Source organism: Bacillus sp. TH25 (assembly GCF_016650935.1).
Classification (GTDB): Bacteria; Bacillota; Bacilli; order Bacillales; family Bacillaceae_G; genus Bacillus_A; species Bacillus_A mycoides.
Genome location: NZ_JAEKEU010000039.1, coordinates 37,612 through 60,123, shown reverse-complemented (window position 1 = coordinate 60,123; position 22,512 = coordinate 37,612). Strand labels below are relative to the sequence as shown.

Below are 22,512 nucleotides of genomic sequence, written 5' to 3'. Positions count from 1 at the left end.
TCTTATGCTTTTTGTGTGCCTAAATCTGCAAGCACATCTAAAATCTCTTTATAAAACTCTTCACGAGTACCTCTGCGATGAATTTCTTTATACAATTCTCCATCTTGGATGAATAAAATACGTCGGCAATAACTTGCGCTTAATGGATCGTGTGTAACCATCATAATTGAAACATCCTGTTCTTCATTTAAGTTGGTCATCGCCTCTAATAAACTTTTCGCATTTTTAGAATCAAGCGCTCCTGTTGGCTCATCTCCTAAAATTATTGCTGGCTCATGTACAAGTGCACGAGCCGCCGCCGAACGTTGTTTTTGTCCACCAGATACTTCGGACGGATATTTTTGAAGAATCTCTGAAATTCCTAACATCTCTGCTACCTTTTTCACATTTAATCCAATTCTTTTCGAATGAACACCTTGCAGAGAAAGCGGTAATGCAATGTTTTCATAGATTGATAAATTTTCAAGTAAGTTAAAATCTTGAAAGATAAACCCTAGTTTCTCTGAGCGAAAATCAGATAATTCCCCTTGCTTCATTTTCGTAATATCTGTTCCAGCAATTTCAACAATTCCACCTGTCGCTTTATCTAATGTAGAAATTACATTCAATAATGTTGTTTTCCCTGAGCCAGATGGTCCCATAATTCCAACGAATTCACCCTCTTGAATCGAGAACGATACATTCTTTAGTGCATGTGATTGACTCTCATCTTTTCTACCGTATACCTTTTGTACATTCTTTACCTCTACAACTGATGCTGTCATTTATATCCTCCTACACTTCTTTTCCAATTTTTGTTTTCCTTACATATTTTCCGAGCATTTCTTAACCCATTTCTAAGTATAGATAGCATTTCTTAATAAATAGCAGCGGATATTCTTAATATTTCTTTAAGAATATGAAAAAGCCCCAAAGCTAGTAGCTTGGGACTTTTGGTTTCTATATTCTATTTTTGAGTAAGAAATAAAGACTTTATTTCTCCTCTTTAATCTTAATTTTTGCTTGTTTCTGAAGAGCTGCATCTTCCATTTTATCTATAGATTTATGAACTGATTTTACTTCTTCTCGTGCTTTTCCAAAAGCTTCTTTTTCTTTGTTCCATACTTTTTCTTATTCCTCTTAATCTTACTCTACCTAAAAAAAGTGATATTCATCTCTTCTTCACTTTTAATAGACACTATTCTTTGCTACCCTTTAGGTTCTACTAAAATGACATCTTCTAAATCATATAAATTCGCCTTTGGTTTTGCATAAATAATATGTGCAAGGCCATATTTATCCGGCTCTTGATCTATTACCTCCGCTACTTCAAGACCAGGTGGTATTTTCCGGCTCAATTCAGAGGTAATAATGCTATCACCTATTTTTATTTCTTTCGCTTTATCTGATGGAATATTATCAATTCGAAGAGCTTGTTTTTCCTTATCATACCCTGTAACAAATCCTAAAATGGATGAGTTATTTTGGAAGGTGATTGCTAAACGATTTGTTCTTTCATCTTTCGTAATTAATTTCACAATAGATGTAAATTGATCTACACTCTCTACCTTTCCAATGAGACCACTCACCGTCATAACAGCCATATCAACCTTTACACCATGTTGTACCCCTCTATTAAGAGCGATTTTTCCATACCAATCTTCTGCTACACGCCTTACTACTGTAGCTTGAATTAAATTATATTTTCCTTGTTCCTTTAATTCTCTCGTCTTGTTGATAAGCTTAGTAAGGTTTTCTTTCTCCTCACTTAACATTTGCACTTTACTCTTTAACGATTCTTGGTTCTCGATTTTTTCTTGCAATAATTGATTCTCTTTATATACTTTATAAATGTCTTCTATATTGTTAACAATATTTTGTACATGCCTATTATTCGTACATACATACATCATCAATAAAACAAAAAGAATAATTGAAAGAAATAATAATATTTTCCTCTTAGAAACCTGCATAATCATCCTGTTACTCCTTACCATTTTTTATCTACACAATATAGAATACTAGTAGTTGTATACAGAAGAAATGTAGTTTAGATAAAGTTCAGATAATCTTTATCTTCTTTATAAAAATTTTAGAAATTATCATATACTGCCATTACATTTGAAGCTTGATCGTTACTTTATCTATTGAATTCAACTTATCATTTCTATAACTAGACATGCTTTATTGTTACTTTTTCTTTTGCTTTAGCGGGTATTTCGTCACCTTGTATTTCTTCCCATTTCATACCATAAGTCCCTTTAGATTTAATCTTTAAATGTGCTCCTATTCGTAAATGTTTTGAAGAAGTCATCATAATTTTTTGTTCTTTCCCAGATTCATCATATCCTTTAAATTTATAGTTCCATCTACCAAAACCATTACTTTTGGCTTCATACTCCCCATCACTGTCGACAACAGCATAATAAATATCTTCTTTAATAAACGGATTGAGTTGATCTACAATCGGTCCACCTTTCACTATAAGTAATGTAACTCCAACTATAACCAATATCATAAACGCACTTAATTTTTTCATATAACTTTCGATTCTCCACTTCTCTGTTTTATTAGTCAATGTCCCCCTGAATGATGGAATAAGACTCCCTCTAAATCAATAGCAACACTATCACTCATTCTTCCCTAATTAGAAGGTAACCGATATTTTTAATGCCCTTCTAATTAAATTGGCAATAAGATAATAAATTGAATAACCCCATTTTCATATTCCGCTCGAATTTCTCCTTTGTGCAATTCAACAATGCTTTTTGCAATTGCAAGCCCCAAGCCTGAACCTTCTACAGCTCTACTTCTCGATTGATCTTTTTTATAAAAACGCTCAAACAAATTCTCCAATTCTGTTTTTGTAAATTCTTCACTATGATTCGCTATAGAAATTTTGATATGCTGTTCTTCTCTTTGAAGTGAAACTTGAATTTCTGCTTTATCTATACTGTATTTAATTGCATTTATTAAGAGGTTTTCAAACACACGCACCATTTTTTCCGAGTCCACAACGGCATATATACGATCTTCCTGAAATTTTTTCACGAATGAAAGATTATGTTCCTCCGCTTGTGGTACTAGCTCTTCTATTAACTGATCAAGTAGTTCATTCATACACACTTCTTGTGAATCTAACACCATATTTTCATCTGTTAGTTTTGTATACTCAAACAAATCCTCTATTAACATCTTCAACTGCTCTGATTTTGAAAAAGCAATTTTTATATACTCATCATGCTGTTCTTTATTTTCATATTTCGCATCACCTAGTAAGCGTAAATACCCCATAATAGAAGTAAGTGGTGTTCTTAAATCATGTGATACATTTGTAATCAATTCACTTTTTTGTTTCTCTATTTGTTTTTCTTTTTCTATATTAGCCAAAAGCTTTTCTGCCATTTGATTAATATTTGAAGTTAATACACCTATTTCATCTTGACCTGCCTGTTTGATTTTGTATTGTAAGTTCCCTTTCGAAAACTCTCTTACTCCTTCTGCCATTGCTTCAATCTGATTCATCTTCCTTTTCGTTATATAAAAGAAAGAAAGTAGAAAAGTAATAAAACCTAGTAAAGATGGGAATGGACTACTACCGTTCACTACATACTTTACATTTCCTTGTGGTATACCACTTGCAATGATATACATATTTTTCGTATTAACAGTAACTGGATAAAAGGTTGTAAACTCCTTACGCTTTTGTTCAGCTCTATCTTGAATTAAATTCTGTGCCTCTACATATCGTACTTGATCCATTTTAAAATCCATTACATTACGCATCGTCTCATGAAGATTAATCTGTTCTTCCGGTGCTCCCTTTGTTTTATAAACCACTTTCCCATTCTCATCTATTATTAAAACCTTCAATTGATTTTGATGATTCAATTGATCAAGCAGTTCTTGTATATTAATTTCCTTACCCTCTTCTGTCATACTTTCAACAAGCCTTTGTGTCTGTCCATCAATGGCTTCCATACCTGATGCATAATCAATGATAGAAATTTTATTCGTATCCTCGAAAAAGGAAGATGAAGACCACCCTACTAATACACCAAGTAATGTACAGAAAGTAAATGTAGTAATTAGCTGTACACGTATACTCTTTTGCAAATAACTAACTGTTTTACCTATCATTTTTTTTAAAACTTGATTCATCCATATTATCGGTTCAAATATCTTTCTCAATCTTGTAGCCAACTCCCCATATTGTTTTAATGTAACGAGGCTTCCTTGGAATTGCCTCTATCTTTTCACGTATTTTCCGAATATGTACCATCACAGTATTATCGGATTGGAAAGCTTGCTCTTTCCATACTCTTTCATAAATTTGCTCTGCATTTAATACCATTCCTTGATTTCGTGCAAGCAATTCTAATACCTCAAACTCTCTCGGTGTCAATTTCACCTCTTCATTTGCAATAATGACCTGCCGGGTTGCTATATTTATCTTTATATCTCCAACTTCAAATACATTTTCATCTTTTACACTTGCCCCGCTCATTTTCATATATCTCCGAAGTTGTGATTTAATACGAGCAATGAGTTCAAGTGGATTAAATGGTTTTGCTACGTAATCGTCTGCTCCAGTTGTTAACCCTAAAATCTTGTCCATATCTTGCGTTTTTGCCGACAGCATAATAATGGGCATTTCCGCTATTTCTCTCACTTTCATACACATATGAATACCATCTATTTTCGGCATCATAATATCAAGTACAATTAGATGCACGTCTCTTTTCCTTACTATTTCTAACCCCTCTTCACCATCTCTAGCTTGTAATACTTCGTAACCTTCATTCTTCAAATAGATGGCGATAAGTTTTCTAATTTCCTTCTCATCGTCCACGATAAGTATCGTTCCTTTACTCACAAAATCTCCTCCAGCATCATTTACCAAACTATGAATGTTGCTTTATTTCACTCACTACCGCATTCTTCTTATGCATATACACATAAGAAATACTAGAAACTATGATAACGATGCCACCAAAATATATACCATACTCGGTCACAAGGGTTACTATCATTTCTATATGCTTTCCAAATATAGAGCCTAGCACAAAGTAAACTAACGTCCAAATAAATCCTGTTACATATGAATAAATCGCATACGTTTTAAATGACATGTTATTCATTCCTACTAAATACGGTACGATATGTCTCACAACGGGGATAAAATAACTTATTACTAATGCATAATGACCATATTTCCCTACTATCTCTTGTGATTTTAAAAGGTACTTCGCCTTCTTCTTTTTCATCAATTTTTCAAGCACTCTTATGCCAAATATTTTCCCTAGTATGTAACCTAAAGAAAGCCCAGATACAACGCCTAAATATGTTAATAAAAACGCAGGAATGACACTTAATACGCCTAATGAAGATACAAATCCACCACTCATTACAATCATTTCATCTGGAATCGGCATACCGATAATACCAAGCCATAAACAAAAAAATAGTGCCCAATAACCATACTGCTCAATGTATGATATTAATTCATGTAGCTCCATTATGCATATGCTCCCCTTAGCTCTTTTTTACAGCTAAAGACGTAGGCTGGCGGGAAATTAAACCAAACTTTTTCTAGTGTAATTTCAGGGAAGAAATGCTGTATAAATCCTTTTTTTACAAGTGAATATTGAAATGTAATGAATTCACCACTCTCATGTATCGCTTCCATTGCGTTGTTTAAAATGCGTTTTGAAACCTCTTCTGGTAAAGATGTGAAAGGCAATCCTGATAAGACGTAATCAATGCATTCTATATTGAGCTCTTCCATATACGTCTTTATATTTTCAGCTGAACCATGTACAACAATGACATTCTGCTCATCTTTAAATTTTCTCTTTAGCTCTTTGAAAAACACTTCATTAATTTCGATAAGAAGAAACATTGTCTCCTTCTTCTTTCGCTTCATAATTTCTTTCGTAAAGACTCCTGTACCAGGACCTAATTCCACAATGCACTTCGCTCTATTAAAATCAATTACATCTACCATTTTCTTTGCTAATATTTTTGAACTTGGCGCAATCGCACCAGTATGTTTCGGGTGTTTAATAAATTCATGTAAGAATGTTATGAGTTGCATGTAAATCTCTCCCCATTCGTTCAATAGTTTTTAACTTGTGTTTAAGTATAACTATCGTTTCTTAATAAAAATTGAGGAGATTTCTTAAGATTTTATGAAGAAATCAAAAAACAGCTACCGCTTATAGCGATAGCTGCCCCTTTATTACTTCGCGCTCACAATCTTATAATAAGAACGAACTGTTAAGAAGTAATATCCGATATAAATGACACCGTATACTCCGATACTAATTAGGAGCGGAATCATAATTTCAAACGGTAGTATGTTCCCTAAACCTTTTAATGCAAACAAGCTGTGTAGAATTCCGATTACTAACGGAATCGCAAAGATAAAGCTTACTTGTTTTGCGATAGCTTTTTTCATTTCCTGTTTCGTTACCCCGACTTTACGAAGTACAACATAACGCTCACGATCAGCATTTGCTTCTGTTAATTGTTTAAAGTAAATGATAGAACCTGTTGCTAGTAAGAATACAAGTCCTAAGAACATTCCGATGAACATCATTAGTCCAGTTGCTTCAAGTCCCATATGGAAACCAGTATAGAAGTCTCTAAATGGTGGTGCCATTTCTGATTCACCAGCTGGCATCACTTTTGTTAATTTTTCTGTTAATACTTTACTGTTTCTTTCATCTTTTACATCAATATTTTTCACAACACGTGTTCCAAATGCTTGCTTCGCTTGTTCATACATTTCATCTGGAACGACAACAACTAATTCACCTAAGTTCGTAATTGCATTATTATTTGCACCTTGGATCGTCAATGTCTTCGTTTCATTTCCAATTTGGAATACCGCTTTATTTCCTTTATATTCAGGGCTAAACTCATACCCTTCAATATAAGAACTATCATATATAAAGGCTTCACCGGCAGCTATATTCACTGTTTCTACATCGATTTTTTTAGCAAGTTTATTAAATTCAGATTGAGATATAAATTGATATTTCTCTGAGATACTGTAGTTCATATTAAAGATGAAATCGACTTTAACTCCTTCAAACTTTCCTTTTACAGGAACCATCTCAGCTTCAAATTGATCTTTTACAGGATGATTCTCTTTTTCCTCAGCAAAAATCGCATTTACTTTCTTATCTAGTTCTGCATCTTTCTTCTCATAAGAGTAGCTGTATGGTGCAACTGCTTTTGATTGTGTAAATGTATTGTAATACATCGTAACTGACGTACCAACCGCTGTTAATGTTACCGCACTTAAAATAGAAATTGTCGCAAGTGACTTTGCATTCCCTTTAATACGATATAGTAGCTGTGACGTCGTTACCATATTCATACCGTTATAAAACGATGATTTATTATTTCTTGCACGTTTCAATACGAATACAGTAAAGAACATAAATAGTAAGTACGTACCTAATACTGTCGCAAGTAAAATATAAAGTGCAACTGCCATAAAGTTTGCATACATAATTGCCTTCATAAACATTAACGCTAAGAAATAACCTGAACCGATTAAGAAAACTGAAATTAATGCCATAATGACAGATCCTTTTGGCATTGCTTCTCCTTCACGTTCTGCGCGGAAAAGTTCAATTAACTTAAAGCGATAAATTAAACGATACCCTTGGAGTGATGTATATAAAATAATCACAAAGAAAATAATTGCTGTATCAATAATGGCAGCCATCGGTACTTCAAAATGAACGTTTAAGTTTAATCCCATCATACTTACTAATAACTCAAGGAATAATTTTGAAAGGACACTACCAATCGCAATCCCGATTACTAATGACATTAATCCCATTAACATATTTTCATAAAAGAGCATTTTACCAATTTGTCTTTTACGAATACCTAATAAAGAATATAAGCCAACTTCTTTTTTACGTTTACGTGTAAAGAATCCGTTCGAATATATAATGAACACTGCTACGAAAATGATAAGCATCACACTGGAAACTTGAAACGCACCGCTAATCTTTTTAGAGGCTTCCGCTGCTTTTTCCATTTGTGAATTATATTGCAGTGCTTTAAATGTAAAGTAAATGACGATACTAAAAATCATAGATGCAAAATATACAAAGTAGTCTTTAAAGTTCCGCTGTATGTTGCGGAGGGCAATGCTAGATAAGGTCATCAGCCATACCTCCAGAAATGGAAGACATTACGTCAACGACTTTTTGGAAGAACTGTTTACGTGTTGATTCACCGCGGTGCAATTCTTTATATAACTCACCATCTTTAATGAAAATAACTCGTTTACAATAACTCGCCGCAAATGCATCATGCGTTACCATTAAAATTGTAGAGTTATCATATTCATTTAACGACTTCATACTTTCTAATAAATCTGTCGCTGATTTAGAATCAAGTGCTCCAGTCGGCTCGTCCCCAAATATCATACTAGGACTTGTAACGATCGCACGCGATGCTGCGCAGCGCTGCTTCTGCCCACCAGATACTTGATATGGGAACTGACTTAAAATATGATCAATACCGAATTTCTTTGAGATTTCAAGAACGCGGCGATCAATCTCATTCGCTTTCACCTTCGATAACGCAAGAGGTAACGCAATGTTTTCTTTTACCGTTAACGTATCTAATAAGTTATAATCTTGGAAGATGAAACCTAAATGATCACGGCGGAACAACGCCAGCTTATCATCATTCATCTTCACGATATCTTTTCCATCAATTAAAATCTCACCGTCCGTCGCATTATCAATTGTAGAAAGGACATTTAAAAGAGTCGTCTTCCCAGAACCAGAAGGCCCCATAATTCCAACGAACTCCCCTTCTTTTACTTGTAAGTTAATACCTTTTAAAGCTGCAAATTTATTCCCACCTGTGTCATACACTTTTTCAATATTTTTTGCTTCTAACACTGTTTTCATCTCGACATCCCTCATTTCTTCTATTCTCTATTTTCAACTATATACACTCTCTACTCTTGCCACTATCGATGTTTCTTACACAAACATGACAGTTATGTAAGGCACATAAGTAAAGACATAAAAATTTAACCTACTGAATGAAAGTACTTTGTTACTATAGCATTGGGATATCATGCCATCCATTCATTCTCCTTACAGGAACATTACATTTTTGTAAGGTTAAAAATGCACCCTACAAAGTTGTGCATGAAATGTCGGATGGAGCTATTTCATTCCTGCTATTCTAATTGCAAGGGAGGTCATATAATGGATTCACTTAAAAACATGAATGCGGCAATGCGCTATATTGAAGACAACCTTACACACGAAATTAATTTTAAAGAAGTCGCCAAAATAGCTTTCTGCTCCGAATATCATTTCAAAAGAATGTTTTCTTTTTTAGCTGGCATATCACTATCAGAATATATTCGCTGTAGACGCCTTACTCTCGCTGCCTTTGAACTAAAAAACAGCAATATAAAAGTCATTGATGTCGCTATAAAATATGGCTACAATTCACCAGATTCATTTGCTCGTGCATTTCAAAATTTGCACGGCATAACACCTTCAGAAGCTCGGAATAGTAGTCATTCTTTGAAAGCTTATTCACCGATGACCTTCCAACTATCCATTCAAGGAGGAACTGAAATGAACTATCGAATTGAAGAAAAAGACTCATTTCGAATTATAGGTATTACAAAACGAGTACCAATCGTTTTCAATGGTGTAAATGAAGAAATTGCTTCTATGTGGAAAAGTTTAAACCCAGAGTCTATTCAAACATTAAAGTCCCTTTCAAACATTGAACCTACTGAAATTATTAGTGCTTCTACTAATTTTTCTGAAGGAAGAATGGAGGAAAAAGGAGAACTTGATCACTATATTGGAGTAGCCACAACAAAGGATTGTCCAGAGCAGTTTAAACAGCTTGAAGTTGCTGCTTCAACATGGGCTATATTCGAAGCTGTCGGTCCATTTCCTGATGCATTACAAAATGTGTGGGGGCGTATTTATTCTGAATGGTTCCCTTCTTCGAACTATGAACTAGCGGAAGGCCCAGAAATTTTATGGAATGAAAGTAAAGAGGTGTCCTCACCGAATTTCAGAAGCGAAATATGGGTACCTGTTTTGAAAAAGTAATATAAGGGTCTAAACCTTTTCAAAATAAAGAAGCTGCTCTTCCCTCTTTAAAGGAAAAGCAGCTTTTTATTTTATCCCGCTATTTGTGGGCAGTAAGACTCCCACCTCAAAATTCAGCAAATGCGAGGAAGTTAGGTGGGAGATAACTGCCCGTAAACGCCCGATTGGTGAGGGCTAATAATCAGTGGGGGATGGACAAAACCCCCACTGATTAAAGTTTCACTTTATACTTCTTCTCGACTCATTCTTATACAAGAAAATAGTAATAATCGTAAGTACTATAACAACTCCAAAAGTAAACACTCTGTAATTCGAGATCGTAGCAGTACCGATTAACAAAGCAGGTATAACAGCCATAATTAATCCACCAAACATACCGACAAACGATCCTACACTTTGCTTTACTACTTGAGTTTCTGATACCCAGTCATAATAACCAAATCGATTATTAATAAAAATTCCCCATACTGCCGAAAATAATGAATATGTTATCGGTGTTATTACGATTAAAATAGAACTCCAAACATCTAGTTTTAACCCTATTATCAGTAGTACGGCACTAATAAGTGATGCAGGTATACTTAATGAAAGATTCATAAGAATTTTACTGTCATAAATCATCTTTGGCGCTATAGGCAACGACTTAATAATCCATACATTTTTCCCTTCTAATGACAATGACACACATGTTGTACACGTCATCGAAATCGCTGCTGCAATAGCAAATGGCGCAACCTTTTGCAACAGGGTCTCAATTCCAGGGTACGCTATTAATTGACTTGGTCCTACTACAACTATAGCTAGCGAGAAAGCTATCGCCATCACGACTCCCATTCCACTATTTATGACATACACTGTAGAAGAGAAGAAACGTTTCAGCTCTTTTTTATACAATGCGACCAATACACTTTCTTTTCTCATGCTATGAATCTCATAATTTGAAAGCATATGATAAGTGGTAATCTCTGTATTTATTTGCTTATATTTTAACGAAAGTATTTTTACAAAAAGATAATACCAAATAACTGATATCCCAACGAATAGGATGAAAGCTACAATATCAGCATGAACAATTGCTTTTTGAAACATGTTAGCTAGTGGATACACTTTAGTTAATTGCTCCGAAACAATTGCACCAATCCCGTTCATATCATTAAGGCTATATTGAGCATTTCCGTTTTTTAGCATAAAGAAACCGAATGTAATAATTACTATGAAACTTAAAATCGTAGTTATTTTATTCGTATTTTTAAATTTAGAAGCGATTGCCGTAATCGCAGCTCCAAAGACCGCTGCGATTGTTGTTGGAATTAAAGATGCTATAAACATACTGATGAACCACATAAAGTAGAAAGAAACTGATGGCTTCTCATGTATGCCATAAACAACTCCCATTGGTAGCATGATTATGATTGAAAAGATCGTATTCAGCAAATATAAATACAAAAACCTACTTGTAATAACAGTACTTACACGAATCGGTAATGACATTAAAAGGTCGTAGTCCTTAAAAGCAAAAATCTCTCCGTTTGCCTTAAATATAGTGAAAAACAACGTCAATACACTGCTAATAACTAATGCATAAACTGGGATAATTTCACTTATTCCCAAGCTCACCAACCCATATGCTGAGGCACCACAATATAGCATTAACATGACACCCACCAAGGCAATAGACACTGACAACAAAATCTTATTCTGCTTCTTCTTTTTATCTTTTTCGTATTTAAAAGTATTTAAACCAAGCTGTGTTATCAAGCGGATTTTTAAAAGATCTAGACTACTAATATTCATTAGCAAGCTCCTTCATAAAGAGCTCTTCCAATGAACCTTCCTTTATTAAAGAATTCACTTCCCCTGAAAGTGCTAATTTCCCTCTATTAATCATCGCTATTTTATTACATAACTTCTCCGCCACATCTAAAACATGCGTAGAAAAGAAAATCGCACTTCCCTTTTCACAAAGCTCCTTCATAATACCTTTCAACACTACAGCAGCCTTTGGATCAAGACCAACGAAAGGTTCATCTAAAACTAATAATTTCGGTTTATGTAAAACCGCCGATATAATCGCTACTTTTTGTTTCATACCGTGTGAATAAGAAGAAATTAAGTCTCCTAAGTAAGGTGTAATCTCAAAGGCATCCCCATACTTCTGTATCTGTTCTTCCCGATCCTTCGCAGACACTTTAAACACGTCAGCAACAAAGTTCAAATATTGAATTCCTGTCAATTGCTCATATAAATCTGGATTATCAGGAATATACGCCATTACTCTTTTACATGCAATCGGATCCTTTTTTACTGAATGTCCATCAACAAAAATTTCACCCTCTTCAAAATCTATAACTCCTACTAACGACTTAATCGTGGTGCTTTTCCCCGCACCGTTATGTCCAATAAATCCAAAGATATCTCCTGCTTGAACAGTAATATTTAACTGATCTACTGCTTTTTTTCCACCTTTGTATGTCTTACTAAAATTTATAATTTCTAACATGTGATTTCCCCCAAACTATCCTTTTTAACTGAATTTTCAGACCTAAAAGCAAAAAATTTACTCAGCGAGCTTTTTCATTATCCCCACTGAGTATTTAAATCTCTTAACACATAGAAACTATAAAATTTGACTAATACAGCTCACAATTGCATTTCTTTTTTATAAACTACATATGAATATATCATCGTACCAACAACCAGTACAACGACAACGCTTAACAAACAAATCATCTTCCACATTCCCGGAAGAAACGAGGAAAATATGATTACAATACCACCAATCATCATAATCTTTGATCCTATCCTATGCGTTTTTCTCCATACATTTTCACTACTTAAAGTCCATGGTGTCTTAATACCTATGAAGAAATTTGGTTTACATTGCTGCATATAATTGCCGAGTACAACGAAAAGGATACCGACCATTATGTTCACAACAATTCCAATTGGAACGTTATATCCTAAACCATTTGCTAGTGTCATCATATTAATAGTAAATAAGAAAAATAAAATTGCTCCATTTATCCTTCCAAGTGCTTTAGGAAATTTTTTATAGTTATCGTACTTCGGATCGATCTTAGGTAATACAGTCACTAATACATATATAAAAAGCATAATTGCTACATCAAAAATCATCATTCCCATTTTTGACATATATCCATCTACTTCACCAGCAATGTTCCAATGACTCGGAACTTCTTCTGGCAAATGTGGCCAAGCAAACGCCCATGCAATACAAGTTATAAGAATTAATATAATTGCGATAAGATGCTTCCTCATTTCCCCTCTTCCCCCTTATTCGTAAACGTAAACACCCAAGTCAATAAATCCTGAAATACAGTTGTGTTCAAAGAATACACAACGAATTGCCCTTTCTTTTCATCTTGAATAAGTTCAGCATTTTTAAGCGCACTTAAATGATGTGAAATACTTGGCTTTGTCATATTGAACTGTTCAGCAATCTCACCAGCAGTTAAATCGCCTTCTTTTAATAAATCTAAAATTTTTCGCCTTGTTGGGTCTGCTAATGCTTTGAATGCTTGGTTCAATGTCTTTCTTCCTTTCGATAATTAGACATTTAGATATTTATCTAAATGTTAAAATAATTTCAGTTAATTGTCAATTATATATACGGCCCTTATTACTTTTTCCACTTTTGACCTATACTGTTTACTAGCTTATATTTCAACATAATGAAAAGACGTGAAACACATGGTACACTATAGCTACAATTGTTTTCTTGAGGAGGAATATACATATGTATAAAATTTTAATCGTTGAAGACGATCCAAATATTTCATCATTACTGCAATCTCACATTCAAAAATACGGCTATGATGCTGTTGTTGCAGAGAACTTCGATGATATTATGGAATCGTTTAATGCCGTGAAACCACATCTTGTTTTACTTGATGTAAACTTACCGAAATTTGATGGATTCTACTGGTGCCGTCAAATTCGTCATGAATCTACTTGTCCGATTATTTTCATTTCAGCACGTGCTGGTGAAATGGAGCAAATTATGGCGATTGAAAGCGGTGCGGACGATTATATTACGAAACCGTTCCACTACGACGTTGTAATGGCGAAAATCAAAGGTCAATTACGCCGTATTTACGGTGATTATGCACCAAATATTTCTGAACGTATCGTTGAGGTTGAAGGACTAAAACTATTCCCTGAGCGTCCAGAAATTCATTTTGGAGCTGAGCAAGTTCTTTTAACAAAGAAAGAAGCTATTTTAGCAGAAATGCTATTATCTAAATTCCCACGTACAGCGAGCCGTGAAGATTTACTAGCCGCTCTTTGGGATGACGAAAGCTTCGTTGAGGAAAATACATTAAACGTAAACATCACGCGTCTTCGTAAAAAGTTCAATGAGCTTGGTATTGAAAATGCTATTGAAACAGTACGTGGACTTGGGTATCGTTTTAACGCAACTTGGAGTGAATAAACATGAAGCTATTTTTACGTGATCATTTTGCATTTTTCCTACTATATGTATTAAACTTCGGAATCATTTTCGTTCTTTATGATGCAGTAGACGGATTTCAAAATAATAAGTTTTACTTCATCGTTTTAAGCTTATACTTATTCATCTGTTTCCTCGCTTATCGTTACGTTCGTAACCGTAGAATGTACCACAGATTAAGTGAACCACCAGAGAAAATGGAAGATGCGTTTATTGAAAGAGCGACTGCTCCTATGCCCCACAGTGTAAACGAGCTCGTTCGTACGCAATATCGCCTATTCCAAAAAGACCTACAAACATTCGAAGTAAAACAGCAAGAACACCAATTATTTATTAACCATTGGGTACATCAAATGAAAACGCCTGTTTCTGTTATGCAACTTATGGTGCTTGAAATGGAAGATGAACATTTAATCCCGCAATTTAAAAAAGAGTTAGAGCGACTAAATCAAGGACTCGATATGGCTTTATACATGGCAAGATTGAACAACTTCCATGAAGACTTCCATGTTGAGACTGTTTCATTAAAAGATGCTGTAACAAAAAATATTAACGGATTAAAAGAACTATTCATTCGAAACGGAGTCTTCCCCGTTTTAGAAGTTCATTCAGATTTAAAAGTTGCTTCTGATGCGAAATGGCTAAAGTTCATTATCTATCAGTTAATGACAAATGCAGTTCGCTACTCTGGTGAGCGCGGAAAGAAAGTTTTCTTATCAGCTTATCGCAATGGTAAAGATATTATTTTGGAAGTTCGTGACGAAGGCGTTGGTATTCCGCAAGAAGATATTCGAAGAGTATTTGAACCTTTTTACACTGGAAAAAACGGTCGTGCATTCGGAGAATCTACTGGTATGGGACTTTATATTGTAAGTAAAATTTGTGATTATTTAGGTCACTCTGTGAAACTAGACTCTGAAGTTGGTAAAGGAACGACGATTAAAATCATCTTCCACAACGCTGCCAATAACCAAGCTGAAAACACGGAGAAGGTGACCGAAGCATGACCATAACATATGCTAGCAAAATGTATGAGAATTTACTCTCATACATTTTTTGCAATAAAACTACATATTTGCCTTCTAACGGGAGGTACATATTATGACATTTTGGCAGTTTGCATTTAAAAATGTAACACGTAATTCCAAAGCTTATTTCGCTTATTTCGTAAGCAGTTCCTTTTCCATTGCTGTTTTCTTTTCGTTTGCTGTTTATTTATTTCATCCGAAATTACAAAACTCCAATATGATCTCTGAAGTTTCAGGGTTAATGATATTTTCAGAAGTTGTTATTGTTTTGTTCTCGTTCTTTTTTTTACTCTATTCAATCGGATCGTTTTTAAAGGTTCGTAAAAAGCAATTTGGGATTTTAACTGTTTTAGGTATATCAAAAAAGCAATTACATCGACTCGTTTTCACTGAAAATATGCTAATTGGTATTTTATCTATCTTTTTCGGGATGCAATTTGGTTTTGTATTTTCACAGTTTTTCTTATTAGTTACAGCGAAAATTACACACCTACCAGGGATATATTTATATTTGCCTACGAGTGCTTTCATTTTAACAACAATTGTTTTTCTTGGTCTTTTTATCGTTGTATCTACATTTACACCGATGCTCATTCGAACGAAAAAATCAGTACATCTCTTAAAAGCAAATGGCGGAAAACAAAAAGAACGAAAGCCATCCATACTCATTTCTCTATTTGGTGCTATATGTTTAATAGGTGGCTACGCTTTAGCGAGCAAACCAATATATTTCGTATCAATAAGCCCACAAATAGGAATAGTTTATATGCTTTCAAGTATTTTCGTCATTCCGGCACTCGTTTCAATCGGAACGTATTTCTTCTTTTCGCAAATTAGTTTCTTGCTCATTCACCTGTTGAAAAAGAGACGGAATTTTTATATGAAGCGTATTAATATGCTCTGGATTTCTGATTTAGCTAGCCGCATTCGATCAAATATTAATATGCTTTTCGTTGTGGCAATGCTATCTACAATTGCTTTTACGATGATTACATTTTTATATGGGTTCGGGAAATTTATGAAACTTGATGTTGAACGAAATTCACCATTCGCATTTTCATATTTCTCATTTGATGAGAATCCATTTACTTCCCAGCACTTAAATTGGCTAGAAAAACAATTAGAAGATGGGCAATTCTCTTACGACAAAATTAAAGTAGATTTATACGCTACGCCTGTAGAAGCGAAAAATAATACAGAAATTTATTATGACACATATGCCATAAAGCAAAGTGACTATAATAAGCTCGCTACGTCATTACAATTACAAAAACTATTTATAAATGAGAATGAAACATATGTATTATCTAGAGCAGCATATGTCCCACTATTTACTTCACTCGATCCAAATTACAATAGAACACATATTACACTCGCTAATACAAATTATAAGCTACAAATAAAAGGGATCAAAATAGATAATACCCTCCCGTCTACTTTTGCTTATGAAACATTAGTATTATCTGATTCTGTCGTTAACAATTTGCCAACTAACACTAAACATGTGACAGTCTATAATTACAACGTAGAAAACTGGGAGAATACATATGCTATTGCTGATGAGTTTGTAAAACGAGCAGATAAAGACCGCGCGAGTATCAAGCACGAAGGATCTCTCGTTCGTATTTTTGAATCAGGCAACTCTTTATACAGAATCAAATCCGGAAGTGCTTCCTACTTCCTCATTGGTACATTCCTTGGGATCATTTTCTTTATTGGAGCTGGTAGTGTACTGTACTTCCGTATGTATACAGATTTAACAAACGAGCAAGAAAAATATGCAACGATTACGAAGATTGGCTTAACAGAATCAGAAATGAAGCGTTCAGCGACCATTCAACTTGGAATCTTATTTTTCGTTCCATACATTATGGCTTCTATTCATACGATGTTTGCGACAAAGATGTTGCAAGATATTATTAACTTATCATTGTTCGCTGAAATTACGGTTGTACTTGTGATTTTTGGAACGGTTGAGATTATCTTTTTCCTATTAATTCGTTCACTTTATATGCAAAAATTATCGCAACATATTAAGTTTTAAATAAGAAAAAGGTGAGCTTTATGAAAAGAGTATGCGGAAAAATCCCCCATGCTCCTTTCACATTAACTCTATTAGGAGGTCTAGGCGCATGACATTTTGGCAGTTTGCATTTAAAAACGTGACGCGGAACGCCAGAGCTTATTTCGCCTATTTTATAAGCAGTGCGTTTTCCATTGCAATTTTCTTCTCGTTTGCAGTTTATTTATTTCATCCTAAATTGCATATGACAGGCGTGAATGCTGCTCTGAACATATTAATGACAATCTCAGAAGTTGTCATTGTATTCTTTTCATTTTTCTTTTTACTATATTCAATCGGTACTTTCTTAAAAGTACGAAAAAAACAGTTCGGGATTTTAACAGTACTTGGCATATCTCCAAAGCAGTTAAAGAGGCTTGTATTTCTAGAAAACATGTTAATTGGTGGCCTATCCATATTTTTCGGCATTCAATTTGGCCTTGTCTTTTCACAGTTCTTTTTATTAGTTACCGCCAAAATTACGCATGTGCCTGGTTTATATTTATATTGGTGGCCTACAGGTGCTATCGTTTTAACTATAATTATCTTTCTTGGACTCTTCATTCTCGTATCATCTTTTACACCGATGCTAATCCGTACGAGAAAAGCTGTACGACTTTTAAAAGAAGGAAAACAGCAAAAAGAAAGAAAAGCATCCGTGCTTATTTCTTTATTTGGTGCGCTATGTTTAATATCCGGATACGTATTAGCAGCAAATCCGCTATATTTTATGTCGCTAGGTGACATCATTGGGCCTTTATATATCATCTCTAGTATACTTGTCATTCCGTCTCTCATTGCAGCCGGAACATACTTCTTCTTCTCACAAATTAGCTTCTTGCTCATTCGTATATTGAAAACACGAAGAAAGTTTTATATGAAACGGATTAATATGCTTTGGGTTTCTGATTTAGCAACTCGTATTCGAACGAATATTAACATGCTCTTTATTGTAGCGATGCTATCGACGCTCGCTTTTACAATGATTACATTCTTATATGGATTCGGGAAATTTACAAAGTTTGATGAAATTAGGCAAAACCCTTTCCCGTTTACTTATTTATCACATACTGAAAATACGTTAGCTGATGAGCATTTAAACTGGTTAGAGCAAAAATTTAATGAAGAACACTTTACTTATAAAAAATATAAAACGGATATATATGAAGTATCTTCAGCTGAAGATAACACGCAGCTCTATTATGCCATTAAACAAAGTGACTATAATATACTGGCTAAGGCGTTAAATTGGGAAACTCTCACAGTGAATAAAGACGAGTCTTATATATTAATTAAAGATTTAGATGCTCAAGTCATTGGAACGCTTCATAATAAGGAAAAGAAAAACACTCTTACACTTACTCAAAACTCTTTACAATTGCAGGTGAAAGACTATACAAGTTATAGCCCGTTCCCAATTGGCTTAGTACCTCAATTAATCGTACTATCTGATGAACATGTAGAAGCCTTATCAACCATTTCAAAACAAATGAGTGTATATAGCTTTAAAGTTCTAGATTGGGAAAAGGCACATAATATTGGCTCATCATTTATAACTAAAATTAACAACGACAATGCAGCGATTCAAGCAGAGCATCCACCATTCCATGCAAGTGAAGCGAGTAACTCACTATATGAAACGAAACTAAATGTATCTTCCTTTTTCTTAATCGGAACTTTCCTTGGCGTTATTTTCTTTATCGGTGCTGGCAGTGTTCTTTACTTCCGAATGTATACAGATTTAACAAATGAGCAAGAAAAGTATATAACGATTACGAAAATCGGCTTAACAGAAGCCGAGATGAAGCGTTCAGCGACAATTCAGCTTGCTATTTTATTCTTCGTCCCTTACATTATGGCATCCATCCATACGATGTTTGCGACAAAGATGCTACAAGATGTATTAAATCTCTCGTTCTTCGCTGAAATTACAGTCGTGCTTATGATTTTTGGAACGGTTGAAATTCTCTTTTTCCTTTTAATTCGTTCCTTTTATATGCAAAAATTATCACAACATATTAAGTTTTAAAAATAGAAAGGTGATTATTATGGAAGAGGTATTACACATAAAAAACGTCTCAAAAGTGTATGAAGGAAAAGTCCCTCATACTGCTTTAAAAAATATAAATTTACACGTAGATAAAGGTGAATTCGTTGCGATTATGGGACCATCCGGAAGCGGTAAATCTACATTTTTAAACGTTATCTCTACAATTGATTCCCCTACTTCTGGTGATGTCGTTATTAACGGAAAAAAACCGCACACATTTCGTAGAGAGAAGTTAGCTATTTTCCGCCGCCAAGAGTTAGGTTTTGTTTTTCAAAACTTTAACCTACTAGATACACTAACAATCGGTGAAAATATCGTACTACCTTTAACTTTAGATAATGTTCCTTTAAAAGAGATGGACGAAAAACTCGATAACATTTCAAAGAAACTTGGAATTGATCATATTTTGGACAAGCGTATTTTTGAAGTTTCTGGAGGACAAGCACAGCGTACTGCAGTAGCACGTGCCGTTATTCATCATCCGTCACTTTTACTCGCGGATGAACCAACAGGGAACTTAGATTCTAAAGCAGCTATCGATGTAATGGAACTATTTACGAAGTTAAATAAAGAAGAAGATGCAACAATTTTAATGGTTACGCACGATCCTTTTGCAGCTAGTTATTGTAACCGTGTTATTTTCATTAAAGATGGTGGGCTTTACAATGAACTACACCGCGGACTATATCGCGAGAAATTTTATCAAGAAATATTAGATGTTTTAGCATTATTAGGAGGAAGACGTGGATGACATTTTGGCAATTCGCATTTAAAAATGTCTCTCGTAATTCTAAAGCATATTTCGCCTACTTTGTAAGTAGCGCTTTTTCTATCATGGTTTTCTTTTCATTTGCTGTTTATACGTATCATCCGCGCCTACAAAATGTTCAGAGCTATCAAGAACGAGATACCCTGATGAACTTAGCTGGTTCAGCACAGTTTGTCATTGTCTTGTTCTCATTCTTCTTCCTGCTTTATTCACTTGGAACATTTTTAAATGTAAGGAAGCAACAATTCGGGGTATTAACCGTTCTTGGTATATCAAAAAAACAATTAAAGCGACTTTTATTTACTGAAAATATGATAATTGGAATACTAGCTATTTTTGTTGGTATACAAGGTGGGCTTGTGTTTTCTAACTTTTTCTTACTAGTTACTTCTAAATTAACAGGTGCGAAAGGCCTCTACTTATATTGGCCCACAAAGGCAATTATCGTTACAACATTAACTTTTATTATTTTGTTTTTCATCGTTTCTACATTTACACCGATGTTCATTCGTACTCGTAAAACAATTCGACTAATTAAAGTTACTAAAAAAGAAACGGAAGAAAAAAGACCATCAATAATAATCTCGTTGTTTGCCTTAACTTGTTTAGGACTATGCTATTATATTGCTGGTTATCCGCAAGGCTATGTAACGGAAAAAAATGTACAAAATGGATCTGTATTCTTTATCATATTATCTATTTTGCCACTCGTAGTAATCGGGACATATTTTTTCTTTTCACAAACATTTCTTCTCTTCATCTTCATTTTAAAAAAAGAAGAAAGTTTTATATGAAACAAATAAATATGTTATGGATTTCAGATTTAGTTGCTCGTACTCGTAGTAATATTAATGTACTTTTTATCGTTTCTATGTTGTCTGCACTTGCATTTACAATTATTATTGGGCTGTTTGCTGCTAATAACAATACAAAGGCATCGGTATTAGAGCGATATCCTGTCCCCTTTACGTATACATCAGAAGGTGAAAATTCCCTAGAACAAAAGCACATTACTACAATTGAAACTGAGCTTACAAATGCTAATTTTCAATACAATAAGTATAAGTTTACAGTTTTAAAAGATACAGCTTTAAAAGAAGAGATTGCGCTTATGAAAATGAGTGATTATAACTCGATTGCTAAGCAATTACAGAGACCAGAAATAGCTCTTGATTCTACACAAGTTTATATTATTTCTCGTCATTCACCAGCGCTCTTAAATCTTGTATCAAATCCATTTGCAAAACAAGATACAATTGCAATCGGATCTAATAAAAAAGAATTTCATATTAAAGGATTTATTAATAAAGGGATAGAACCATCCTTTGCATTCCCCCATTTAATTGTTGTACAAGATTATGTTTTTGACAATATGATTCCTCATATTGAAACGACCGTAATCTATAACTACTTCGTAGAAAACTGGGAAAATGCAATGGTTCCAACAAAAAATATGTTACGTGCTATTGGTGATGATGCACGTGAGTTCTACGAAAAACATAAAGAAGAGAAAGCGCAAGTTCCTTTCTACATATATACGGCTACTGATGAACTAGTTCACGGTAAAGAAGATGCAATTGCTAATTTCTTTATTTGGGCATTTCTCGGCTTTATTTTCTTTATCGGAGCAGCTAGCGTTTTATACTTCCGTATGTATAACGACTTAACGACTGAAAAACAAAAGTACATTACGATTACAAAACTCGGCTTAACAGAATCGGAAATGTTTCGTTCTGCAACGATTCAGTTAGGAATTTTATTTTTCATTCCTTATATAGTTGCTGGTATTCATACAATATTTGCGATTAAGTTTTTACAAAGCATGTTTTCTTTCTCTTTATTAAAAGAATTAATCATTATACTTACGTTGTTCGGGATTATCGAGATCATTTTCTTCTTCTTAATCCGTTCTCTGTACATTAGTAAATTATCACAGCATATTAGAACGTGAATAAAGTGAAACTTTAATCAGTGGGGGGTTTTGTCCCTCCCACTGATTATTAGTTGAACCAATTGGACTTTTACG

19 protein-coding genes and 1 pseudogene are annotated in these 22,512 nt (G+C 34.2%); 7 read left to right on the top strand and 13 right to left on the bottom strand.

Going from position 1 to position 22,512, the window contains the following annotated elements:
* Positions 1-2: 2 nt before the first annotated feature.
* The 9 genes from JFT89_RS24105 to JFT89_RS24065 all read right to left on the bottom strand — a co-directional run bounded on the left by JFT89_RS24105 (position 3) and on the right by JFT89_RS24065 (position 8,927).
* On the bottom strand, positions 3-764 hold the full coding sequence (locus JFT89_RS24105; RefSeq protein WP_002067773.1) for an ABC transporter ATP-binding protein: 762 nt from the start codon (positions 762-764) through the stop codon (positions 3-5).
* A 423-nt stretch (positions 765-1,187) separates the two neighbouring features.
* Positions 1,188-1,958 carry a rod shape-determining protein MreC gene (mreC, locus tag JFT89_RS24100; protein WP_002067772.1) on the bottom strand — a complete coding sequence of 257 codons (771 nt, stop codon included), beginning with the start codon at positions 1,956-1,958 and terminating at the stop codon, positions 1,188-1,190.
* A 194-nt stretch (positions 1,959-2,152) separates the two neighbouring features.
* Complete coding sequence (locus tag JFT89_RS24095; protein ID WP_016095916.1) at positions 2,153-2,518, bottom strand: YxeA family protein; 366 nt, start codon at positions 2,516-2,518, stop codon at positions 2,153-2,155.
* 143 nt (positions 2,519-2,661) lie between these two features.
* Positions 2,662-4,170 (bottom strand): sensor histidine kinase, encoded by a 1,509-nt coding sequence (locus JFT89_RS24090; protein ID WP_016095915.1) that lies wholly within the window; start codon positions 4,168-4,170, stop codon positions 2,662-2,664.
* On the bottom strand, positions 4,154-4,855 hold the full coding sequence (locus JFT89_RS24085) for a response regulator transcription factor (RefSeq protein ID WP_016095914.1): 702 nt from the start codon (positions 4,853-4,855) through the stop codon (positions 4,154-4,156). The genes JFT89_RS24090 and JFT89_RS24085 overlap by 17 nt, the downstream gene beginning before the upstream one ends.
* Before the next feature lie 28 nt (positions 4,856-4,883).
* On the bottom strand, positions 4,884-5,498 hold the full coding sequence (locus JFT89_RS24080; protein WP_201040796.1) for a DedA family protein: 615 nt from the start codon (positions 5,496-5,498) through the stop codon (positions 4,884-4,886).
* Positions 5,498-6,076, bottom strand: coding sequence for a class I SAM-dependent methyltransferase (locus JFT89_RS24075; RefSeq protein ID WP_002067767.1), 579 nt, complete (start codon positions 6,074-6,076; stop codon positions 5,498-5,500). The genes JFT89_RS24080 and JFT89_RS24075 overlap by 1 nt, the downstream gene beginning before the upstream one ends.
* Positions 6,077-6,220: 144 nt before the next feature.
* On the bottom strand, positions 6,221-8,170 hold the full coding sequence (locus JFT89_RS24070) for an ABC transporter permease (RefSeq protein ID WP_201040793.1): 1,950 nt from the start codon (positions 8,168-8,170) through the stop codon (positions 6,221-6,223).
* Positions 8,157-8,927 (bottom strand): ABC transporter ATP-binding protein, encoded by a 771-nt coding sequence (locus tag JFT89_RS24065; RefSeq protein WP_002067765.1) that lies wholly within the window; start codon positions 8,925-8,927, stop codon positions 8,157-8,159. Before JFT89_RS24065 ends, JFT89_RS24070 begins: the two co-directional genes overlap by 14 nt.
* A 306-nt stretch (positions 8,928-9,233) precedes the next feature.
* On the opposite strand from JFT89_RS24065, the gene JFT89_RS24060 reads away from it, so the two are divergent.
* Positions 9,234-10,106: an AraC family transcriptional regulator gene (locus JFT89_RS24060; protein WP_201040790.1), complete on the top strand. Its 873-nt coding sequence runs from the start codon at positions 9,234-9,236 to the stop codon at positions 10,104-10,106.
* 219 nt (positions 10,107-10,325) lie between these two features.
* Here JFT89_RS24060 and JFT89_RS24055 read toward each other — a convergent pair whose 3' ends face one another.
* The 4 genes from JFT89_RS24055 to JFT89_RS24040 all read right to left on the bottom strand — a co-directional run bounded on the left by JFT89_RS24055 (position 10,326) and on the right by JFT89_RS24040 (position 13,654).
* Positions 10,326-11,900, bottom strand: a complete 1,575-nt coding sequence (locus JFT89_RS24055) for a permease (RefSeq protein WP_201040787.1) — start codon at positions 11,898-11,900, stop codon at positions 10,326-10,328.
* A complete protein-coding gene (locus JFT89_RS24050; protein ID WP_002067760.1) occupies positions 11,890-12,606 on the bottom strand; it encodes an ABC transporter ATP-binding protein in 717 nt (238 codons plus the stop codon). The genes JFT89_RS24055 and JFT89_RS24050 overlap by 11 nt, the downstream gene beginning before the upstream one ends.
* 140 nt (positions 12,607-12,746) lie before the next feature.
* The gene (locus tag JFT89_RS24045) at positions 12,747-13,385 is read right to left on the bottom strand and encodes an SdpI family protein (protein ID WP_016095908.1); all 639 of its coding nucleotides are present in this window, start codon (positions 13,383-13,385) and stop codon (positions 12,747-12,749) included.
* Positions 13,382-13,654: an autorepressor SdpR family transcription factor gene (locus JFT89_RS24040; protein WP_002067754.1), complete on the bottom strand. Its 273-nt coding sequence runs from the start codon at positions 13,652-13,654 to the stop codon at positions 13,382-13,384. The genes JFT89_RS24045 and JFT89_RS24040 overlap by 4 nt, the downstream gene beginning before the upstream one ends.
* Positions 13,655-13,863: 209 nt before the next feature.
* Here JFT89_RS24040 and JFT89_RS24035 point away from each other — a divergent pair, with 209 nt between their 5' ends.
* From JFT89_RS24035 to JFT89_RS24010, 6 genes and pseudogenes are all read left to right on the top strand, one after another.
* The gene (locus JFT89_RS24035) at positions 13,864-14,559 is read left to right on the top strand and encodes a response regulator transcription factor (RefSeq protein WP_000276730.1); all 696 of its coding nucleotides are present in this window, start codon (positions 13,864-13,866) and stop codon (positions 14,557-14,559) included.
* 2 nt (positions 14,560-14,561) lie between these two features.
* Positions 14,562-15,584 (top strand): sensor histidine kinase, encoded by a 1,023-nt coding sequence (locus tag JFT89_RS24030; RefSeq protein WP_002067753.1) that lies wholly within the window; start codon positions 14,562-14,564, stop codon positions 15,582-15,584.
* 94 nt (positions 15,585-15,678) lie between these two features.
* Positions 15,679-17,649, top strand: a complete 1,971-nt coding sequence (locus JFT89_RS24025) for an FtsX-like permease family protein (RefSeq protein WP_201040784.1) — start codon at positions 15,679-15,681, stop codon at positions 17,647-17,649.
* An 88-nt stretch (positions 17,650-17,737) separates the two neighbouring features.
* Positions 17,738-19,696: an FtsX-like permease family protein gene (locus JFT89_RS24020; protein WP_201040781.1), complete on the top strand. Its 1,959-nt coding sequence runs from the start codon at positions 17,738-17,740 to the stop codon at positions 19,694-19,696.
* Positions 19,697-19,715: 19 nt separating this feature from the next.
* Positions 19,716-20,468, top strand: a complete 753-nt coding sequence (locus JFT89_RS24015; RefSeq protein ID WP_000393251.1) for an ABC transporter ATP-binding protein — start codon at positions 19,716-19,718, stop codon at positions 20,466-20,468.
* Positions 20,465-22,437: pseudogene (locus JFT89_RS24010) on the top strand (FtsX-like permease family protein). Before JFT89_RS24015 ends, JFT89_RS24010 begins: the two are co-directional and overlap by 4 nt.
* The last annotated feature ends 75 nt before the right edge of the window (positions 22,438-22,512 follow it).